At 41.4% G+C, this 8,187-nt stretch carries 9 protein-coding genes and 2 pseudogenes; 6 read left to right on the plus strand and 5 right to left on the minus strand.

Annotated features, from left to right (window positions below; all coding sequences use genetic code 11):
* Positions 1 to 41: 41 nt before the first annotated feature.
* From DW800_RS19080 to DW800_RS19090, 3 genes and pseudogenes are all read right to left on the minus strand, one after another.
* Positions 42 to 359, minus strand: a pseudogene (locus DW800_RS19080) (hybrid sensor histidine kinase/response regulator); the annotation flags it as partial.
* A gap of 132 nt (positions 360 to 491) precedes the next feature.
* The gene (locus DW800_RS19085; RefSeq protein WP_057087076.1) at positions 492 to 1,040 is read right to left on the minus strand and encodes a flavodoxin family protein; all 549 of its coding nucleotides are present in this window, start codon (positions 1,038 to 1,040) and stop codon (positions 492 to 494) included.
* An 11-nt stretch (positions 1,041 to 1,051) separates the two neighbouring features.
* Positions 1,052 to 1,801: a DUF1349 domain-containing protein gene (locus tag DW800_RS19090; RefSeq protein WP_005678300.1), complete on the minus strand. Its 750-nt coding sequence runs from the start codon at positions 1,799 to 1,801 to the stop codon at positions 1,052 to 1,054.
* An 86-nt stretch (positions 1,802 to 1,887) separates the two neighbouring features.
* Between DW800_RS19090 and DW800_RS19095 the strand changes: the two genes are divergently transcribed.
* From DW800_RS19095 to DW800_RS19110, 4 genes are all read left to right on the plus strand, one after another.
* Positions 1,888 to 2,652: a response regulator transcription factor gene (locus DW800_RS19095; RefSeq protein WP_227224610.1), complete on the plus strand. Its 765-nt coding sequence runs from the start codon at positions 1,888 to 1,890 to the stop codon at positions 2,650 to 2,652.
* A 90-nt stretch (positions 2,653 to 2,742) separates the two neighbouring features.
* The gene (locus DW800_RS19100) at positions 2,743 to 3,117 is read left to right on the plus strand and encodes an acyltransferase (protein WP_117704155.1); all 375 of its coding nucleotides are present in this window, start codon (positions 2,743 to 2,745) and stop codon (positions 3,115 to 3,117) included.
* Between the two features lie 137 nt (positions 3,118 to 3,254).
* The gene (locus DW800_RS19105; RefSeq protein WP_005678305.1) at positions 3,255 to 3,998 is read left to right on the plus strand and encodes a DUF1349 domain-containing protein; all 744 of its coding nucleotides are present in this window, start codon (positions 3,255 to 3,257) and stop codon (positions 3,996 to 3,998) included.
* Between the two features lie 70 nt (positions 3,999 to 4,068).
* On the plus strand, positions 4,069 to 5,265 hold the full coding sequence (locus tag DW800_RS19110) for an MFS transporter (protein WP_005678306.1): 1,197 nt from the start codon (positions 4,069 to 4,071) through the stop codon (positions 5,263 to 5,265).
* A 339-nt stretch (positions 5,266 to 5,604) separates the two neighbouring features.
* On the opposite strand, the pseudogene DW800_RS20005 reads toward DW800_RS19110, so the two are convergent.
* A pseudogene (locus tag DW800_RS20005) lies at positions 5,605 to 5,904 on the minus strand (DNA methylase); the annotation flags it as partial.
* A gap of 631 nt (positions 5,905 to 6,535) precedes the next feature.
* Here DW800_RS20005 and DW800_RS19120 point away from each other — a divergent pair.
* The gene (locus DW800_RS19120) at positions 6,536 to 6,847 is read left to right on the plus strand and encodes a helix-turn-helix domain-containing protein (protein WP_008761213.1); all 312 of its coding nucleotides are present in this window, start codon (positions 6,536 to 6,538) and stop codon (positions 6,845 to 6,847) included.
* Positions 6,848 to 6,883: 36 nt separating this feature from the next.
* The gene (locus DW800_RS19125) at positions 6,884 to 7,189 is read left to right on the plus strand and encodes a helix-turn-helix domain-containing protein (RefSeq protein WP_005679684.1); all 306 of its coding nucleotides are present in this window, start codon (positions 6,884 to 6,886) and stop codon (positions 7,187 to 7,189) included.
* Positions 7,190 to 7,550: 361 nt separating this feature from the next.
* Here DW800_RS19125 and DW800_RS19135 read toward each other — a convergent pair whose 3' ends face one another.
* Positions 7,551 to 8,138, minus strand: a complete 588-nt coding sequence (locus DW800_RS19135; RefSeq protein ID WP_207814341.1) for a hypothetical protein — start codon at positions 8,136 to 8,138, stop codon at positions 7,551 to 7,553.
* Positions 8,139 to 8,187: the final 49 nt, after the last annotated feature.

Here is an 8,187-nt window from a genome sequence, read left to right on the forward strand (position 1 = left end):
TTCAAATGCTACCCGGGTCCCTTTTCAAGTGTTAGCTACAGTTCTACCGGATAGATAGCTTTGAACCGACAAAGCATACTGTCCATTGTCATACGCCGAGCATGGTAAAGTCCTAAATCTTCATCATCCCATTCCAATATCGTTTCACCTAATAAAGAAAACTCTATCAAATGAATATGAATATTGTTTACCTCTTTTCGAAATTCATCGATCTCTCGGTTTTTGGCTTCCAGCCCCTCCATGTCTCGCCATTCGCCAAGCCATGTGTACATGATGCCGCCTACCAGCAAAGCTATTAGTAGATAGCCTATGGAAGTCAGCATACGGAAGTGTCTTGTTTCAGCGTTATGTCGATTCATGCGTTATTGCCATTGATTATTGATAATACAGCCCGTAGGTCTTTATAGGCTTACGGGCTGTATGGTCTTTGAAGCTCAGTCTAATAAAGATGCTATATCAAATTGGATTATAGAACATCCTCAATAGACAATTCAAAATTTCTTTCCGATATCATATATCTTTTGTAGATGTTCGGTATTTGAAATAGCCCCCTTTTCATTGACACTATTTACAAGATAATGGCCTCTGTTTTTCCATCCCCTATCTTGCGCAATGAGTTCAAAGGAACGCACTATACCGTCAAATACATGTGGGTCTTCCAACTCTCCACACGAAAGAAGCATACATTCCTTAATAGGCACATCTTTTTTACCTATGATGAAAGAATAAAACTTGTCTATGGCAGCTTTTATCTGGGTAGGAAACGAGTACCAATAAAGAGGGGTACAGAATATGATGACATCACTTTCTGCCATCAAAGATGCCAGTTCATTGAAATCATCATTAAAAATACAGGCTTTATTCTCCTTGCTAAAACAATGATCGCAAGCTCTGCATCCTTGGATATGTTTATGCGCAGTATTAAACTGCACAACACTGTTGCCCGCTTCGGATGCTCCTTTCGCAAAAGCGTCCGCCATAAGGTCGCTGTTACCTCCCCGTCGTGGGCTGCCGGTTAAAATCAAAATTCGTTTGCTCATATCCTTTACATTTATTCACCCATACGGAAATCTCCTACGTTGTCATGACTAAGAGTTATATCTTCGATAATGCTTGTGCATCCACCATGTTGCGGACACTGGCTGCTGATGCCGAGATATATTTGATCGGGATATTCATTACGATACAGACGCACCATATGCCACTCTTTTTTGTCTAATGAATAGTAGCTGGCGATAGTGTGAGTATCAGAAGATATTTTCATATAGACTGATTTTGCGTCTATCTTATCATGGTTATTGTCATCCGATGTACCTTGTGTTCGTACCGTTACGATGCGGTGGTTACCATATTCGTCCTGCTCAAAGGCAAGTTTCTGCCAAAGTGTATCGTTGACATACACAAAAAGATCGGCGGCATTGTAAAGTCCATCAGAGGTAAACTCAGGGGTTACTTTAGCTGTCAGCGTGAATGGCTTTGTATTATCGGTCGGAATCAGTAACACAGGCAGTGTATTGTTGGACAGCTTACCCTCGTTAGGATCACAGAAGAAGTCAAGTCCTCCGGGACAGTTGAATTCCAATCCTCCGTCTGCAAGTATGGTTACACATGTATCTGCGCCATTGATGGATTTGGTAAAAGTGACATCTCCCACTTTTATCTCACAGTCTGTGATTTGGCTTGTTTCAGCCACTTTACCGGTCAAATCCGGTTCACTTGTTTTGGACTCTTTGTGCTGCTGACATGCAGCTAAAGAGAGGCATCCAACAAGAAATGCTCCATATAAAACGGTTCTTTTCATCTTTGAATCATTTATTATTCGTAATTTTGTGGCAAAATTAGGACTATTGGCGCAATCCCGCAATGGTGAAAATTAACCAATTCACTATGGAACAGGAACATCAACTAAAATCACTTCTGACTGAGCAGCAGTTTGAAGATGCTGAAAATAAGGAATTTATGCTTGCTCAAGCAAGAGCGTGCGCAAATGGTTATGCTCTTGCAACAGAAGGTATAGCAGTTGTGTCAGATTTTCAAAACAACGAATGTCATATATATTCTGGCAGATTCGGTCAAACTATAATGGACTTCCCGGAATATATGGTTGACCATACATCTGCCTTTGAAAATACCGTTTTCAGCCACGCGAATGAAGAAGAGCTTATTCAACGTCATATACTCGAACTTCGTTTCTTCAACTTTATAAAAGAACTTCCCATAAATGAAAAGACAAATTTCTCGGCTTCGTGTATCATCAGTTTCTATCGGACAGGGAGTAATGAGACAATAAAAATATTACATACAACGAGATATTTTAGTTGTAGCAACGGTGGAAGTGTCATTCTCGGTCTATGCACTTATTCTCCATACTTTGGTTCTCATAACAAACAAGACGGTATTATTGTAAATCTCGTGACAGGAGAAACCATTAGACGAAACGTGTACGAAGCATGCGACCGAAAAATCCTTAGTCGGCGACAACTTGAAATACTATCACTAATAGCGAAAGGGGTGCCCAGTAAACAGATTGCAGACAACCTAAATATTTCCGTTTATACCGTTAATCGCCATCGTCAGGATATTTTAGCTTCATTAAAAGTCGCTAATACTGCGGCTGCTGTAGAAATCGCATTAAGAATGAATCTTATTTAATGAGCCCTCTTGCTTTATGATTGGTTAAAAATCAGTGTTGTACCAGTTATTATTGGTTCGTAATTTTGCGGGCATATAAAAGCGAAAAAGATGAATCAATTTGCTGGTAAATTAGAATTGGAAGCAGGCATAACAGTTCTGCAAAATGAATGTGAACGTATTTTTAGTTCTGTGCCAATTCATTTTGGTAAAGGCGTTTCTCTTACACACGGAGCTTCTATTTATTGCACAGGAGTAGGTGATGACATCTATATCGGAGATAATAATATCATAAGAGGAGAACTTATTTTGTTTCCGGGAGCAAGAATAGGCAATCGTTGTGTTTTTGGTACAGGAACTATAATTGTCGCGGGTAGCTTTAGTGTTGGTAATGGTTGTGTCATGTCACATGGATGTACCATAACCCAAGATGTTCCTGATAATTCGTTGGTAGTAGGCCGTAGAGGATTGATATTCAACAAATAATAGTTGATTCCTATTGCTATTGATGCGAAAATTGGTTAGAAATCAGTATTGTGCACATCTTTTGTTCTATCTAACTTTGCAACCGCAAATAAATCACAAGAAAATTGCAATTTAATAATAATCAAATCAATATCATAATGAAAAAATTAGTATTTATCGCAATCATTGCAAGTCTTGCAATGGCTGGATGCACCCAGAAAGAACCAGAGAAAAAAGCGGGAAATTCTGACAAGAAAGCTACAACAGAAAACGTTGAACTCGCCACATGCGACATCAATGTAGGAGGAATTCGTTTTACAAAGTCGAAAAACGGCGGAGAGAATGGCATCACACTTCTTGGCGACACGCTCAAATTTGTGGCCGGTCCTCAAACTGATTATTTCCGTTCCCCGGATGGAAGCGTAGTCAATAACTCTGCGGTCATCTTCACAGAGGTTGACAACACCAAACCTTTCACTTTCACGGCTAAAGTACAGCCTGAATTCACTGAAACCGGAACTTATTCGGCAGGGGTGATATATGCTTATGAAAACGACACACATTGTCAAAAACTATGTTTCGAGCAGGATGAGTATGGCGATCACCGAGTGGTGTCAGTTCGCACATTAGGCACCTCTGATGACAATAACCATCAGGCAATCACGGCTCCATACGTTTATATGAGATTATCCTCCGATGGCACAACCCTTGGTAGCTATTTCTCAGAAGATGGTAAAATATGGCGTATGGCCCGACTCTATAAGAATGACTTTCCTGAAAAATTGCTTATAGGCATCAGTTCACAGAGTCCTAAGGATAATGAACACACCTGCCTATTCACCGAAGTATCTCTGACAGATAAACCTGTCGCTGACTTTAGAAAGGGTAATATAGCAGAATAATAAAACAATCTAATCATTTTCAAAGGCGCACACATATTCAAAATGTGCGCTTTTCTTATACCTTTAAACGATGAGTAAACATCCAATTATCGCAAATCGCACCGCTTTTCTCGTCATAGGTTGTCTTGAGGCTGCATGGGCACCTCTTGTACCGTATGTTAAACGTGCATTTAGTTTGGACGAAGCTTCCTTAGGACTTCTGATGCTTTGTACCGGGTTGGGTTCAATAATAGCACTTCCTCTATCAAGTTGGCTATGTGTGAGATTTGGCGCAAAACGAGTAGTTTATTTCTCCGGATTTTTAATGGCTTTTTCTCTATTGACGATAAGCCTATTGGCTAACTTCACCCTGACGGCTATAATGTTATTGGTATTCGGCGGTTGTACTATCACCATCGATGTTGCTGCTAATGTGAATGGTGTTGCAGTTGAAGGTCAGACAGGAAAACATCTGATGTCAGGATTTCATGGGGGTTATTCACTTGGTACGCTCATCGGTGCCGGTGTGATGAGTTCTCTTTTCGCATTCGGAATAATCCCTATGTGGTCGGTCGTAATATTTATGATATTGGTATTGGCTGCGATGATGGCCGGATGCCGTGACCTTCTATCCTCAAAGGTACTTAAAAGCAACGACCATCCGAAACAGGATGTGAATAAGAAATTTTATATTCCACCTATGGTGATAGTGGTCGGTTTGTTATGTTTTATCATGTATGCGTCGGAAGGTGCTGTAATGGGGTGGTCAGCAATTTTTGTTAGTCAAGAGCGTGGCATTGACATGTCCGTGGCCGGATTTTTCTATACCGCTTTTGCCATAGCAATGACTATTATGAGACTTTGCGGCGACAAGATCGTCGATCGATTTGGACGAAGGACTGTGATTAGCGGAGGGGCATTACTTATTTCCGCTGGTTTCCTGATTGTGGTATCAATTGATAGTGCGATCGCTTCTGTAGCTGGTTTTGCTATGGTCGGTTGTGGTGCGGCCAATGTAGTTCCTCAATTAGTATCTTTTGCGGCCCACATAAAAGGGATGGCAGTACACAACATCATTAGTTTTATTAATGCTCTTGGATATTCCGGCATACTTCTTGGTCCGGTTATAATCGGATTCATAGGAAAACGCTACGGTTTGCATGTGTCATTTATAGGTATTGCCGTGTTTGCTTTGATTGTTGCTATAATTTCATCTATAATATTAAGAAGCAAACAGATTACACTGCAAGTAGATTTGCAAAACGAAAGAGAAACTTGTTCGCTGTAATTCTGCAAAATAAGAAATCAGTGTGCAACGTATAAAAAAATTGCATTGCTTTTTTGTGTAACTACTCAGGTATCTAAATGTGCCCAAATGCTTGATTATCAACAGTAGCAAACTTGTTGATTTACTATATTTCGATGAAAATCGGGCATTACGCAAGATTGACCTCGTGCAATAGAGTTGATACTCAACGACTTTGCATAGCTGAGTAGTTACTTTTTTTGTTCTATTTTGTTAAATTTGTCTGTACCAACTTCTATCAGCCAATATCCAAAAGCGATAAGGATTATTTGTTATTGTGGGCAGTAACGAAAACAATGACGTTACTGCCCACAATAAAAGTTATATTTTTATCCCTTTCGGACGGTTATCATCCTTGATCTGAAAACCCGGTCGTCCGATGATGACATGGTCGGCAATGAAATTGCTCGACGGACTTCGTTCATTCACCGGGCTGCGTATCTGCGGGACATCATCGGTTTGTTGTGGCGATATGCTCCGTACACCTTCCGCATCTGGTTTGACTTCCTGTCCATCCTTTTCTTTTTCGGCGACTTCGGGCGTGGGCGGTGCAAGCTCCAACTGTATCTTGCGGTCGAGTGCGGCAAGTTCGGACTTCAACTGTTTCAACTCATCCTCCTTGTGACACAGACACCGTAGGTTTACAAGGCTTCCCGACTTTGGAGGGTAAGCCCAGCCCCCTGCAGGGGCAAGTGCTTTTCGTGGCTGCTCAAAACGTTTTGGGCGGCTGAAAAGACATCTTGCTGTGTTCATGTGAACACTAAAATCCGTCTGTGACGGATTGGGCAGATATCATTCAAATTCAGGGCGGAACCACCTGATTTAATCGAACAATGATTTAAAAGATGAAAGACCTGAATACATGAAAACCGAGAAATTCAAATACTTGTCAAAAGGATTTACCGAATAGCTGTCAAACCGGATATTGAAGAAAATAAGCCAATAGTTGTCCGACAATTTGGTGATACATTGATTCAATGATTTCATGACGTAATGTTGTCACTCTCCAAACAACCAAAACTTTGTTTCACCACACAACTATATAGAGAACTATTAAATAATCGGATTATGAAATAGCCAGCCTTTCCGTTGGATTAGCATTCATGCGAAAAGAGCCGTTTCTGTATGATGTCCACGGACAATGGCTGCCGTATCAGCGCAATACGCTGCCACTTTCAGAGAAGCCATTGTCGGATAACGTATTATGTGTTCCTTTGCGGTAAAAGGAACAATAACATCAAAAGAAAAGTATATGGAAATCGTATCAATCGAAAGAAAGACTTTTGAGGCGATGGTCACCACGTTCGACCGTTTCGTCAGCCGCATGGATGCAATCTGCCGGCGGCATGGAGAAAAGACAATGAGCGAGTGGATGGACAATCAGGACGTGTGCCGGATGCTCAACATCAGTCCCCGCACGTTACAGACCCTGCGGGATAACGGCACGCTGGCTTACTCGCAGATAAACCACAAGACATATTACCGTCCAGAAGATGTGCAGCGTATAGTCTCCGTTGTGGAGGACAGGCGAAAAGAAGCGAAATTCAAAGGCAGGACTATTTAATCATTAAGTATAGTAATCACACTAAATCCAATGTTTATGAATGAACTGATTAACAAGGACAGCGAGTGGATAATCCACTTCATGGGCAGTCTTGACCGTCTGCTTGACGGCTTCGAGCATCTGACCGCCAATTACCGCCCGACATTGGGCGGTGAACGTTTCTTCACCGACAAGGAGGTGTCGGCACGGCTGAAAGTGAGCCGCCGGACACTTCAGGACTACCGTAACGAAGGGCGCATAGCCTATATCCAGTTGGGCGGTAAAATCCTCTACCGTGAATCCGACATCGAAAGGATGCTTGCTGACGGCTACCGCTCTGCCTATCGGCTGACAGGTACATGATTTTCTTGAAGGAGCGCAGTTTGCCGGATGCCCTATAATTGCGGAGCAATGGACTTCCGACAAAAGAAAAAAGGAACGGCTTACGGATGAAGCACCAATATCCTGCTTCGTCTGTAAGCCGTTCCTCTATATTCTCTGATTTTCCGTCAGTCGCTTGTTTCCGTTGCCGGATGCCTTTTTAAGCGTGTGGCAGGCAGTGGCAAGGTTTTCGGGCTGAATACGCTCAAACAGGTTTGAGGAAGATTCTGCCCGAAACGGCTCTGCCGCCCGACCTTGCCAATGCCTTCAAAGCCATACGCTACCTTTGCATCCGTGCATCGGGAACGAGTGGCTGACGGAAGAATATAATTTTAGCGACATTTTATCGAGTTGAAAAATACTCTTCTCTTTGTCGATAAATTTTATCCATTAAATATTTGAACATCCGATGATCTAACTCTCCCCCACAATTCATCATGATTTCCTCTGTATCACGCATTAACTTTGTATATTCTCGATCAGCTTGTTCTATATCCATTTTCAAAGAAGAAATTTTATCTAATTTATTAACAATTCGTTCATACTCAATAGCTGCAATTGAGCTACGCCTAGATATACCTTTTCGCCCCTCGTGTACCATCATTTCCATCATCATTTTCAGGTCATTCATTTGTGAACGCATAACATCTAAAGCAAGTACTTCTTTATTAGAATTGTCAAGATTGGGTATAATAGCAGGAGAACTTAAGGCCATTAACTTTACAATAGAATTTATATTTCCAGAATCTCCTTCTGCCGCTTTAGTTGCTTCAATGGCTTCTTGTAGACTTTTTGGGCTTTCCAGAACTTCATGATATTTCATCTCTTTTGAATATTCAAGATATCTCAAAGGAGCAATATCAAATATTTTAGGAGTGCCTTTCTCTTGTATTAATACAACAGGCTTATCAAATGCCTGTCGTATTCCCAATTGTAGCTAACACTTGAAAAGGGACCCGGGTAGCATTTGAAACGTGTAC

It is taken from the genome of Bacteroides sp. AM32-11AC (assembly GCF_003603515.1).
GTDB classification, from domain to species: Bacteria; Bacteroidota; Bacteroidia; order Bacteroidales; family Bacteroidaceae; genus Bacteroides; species Bacteroides uniformis.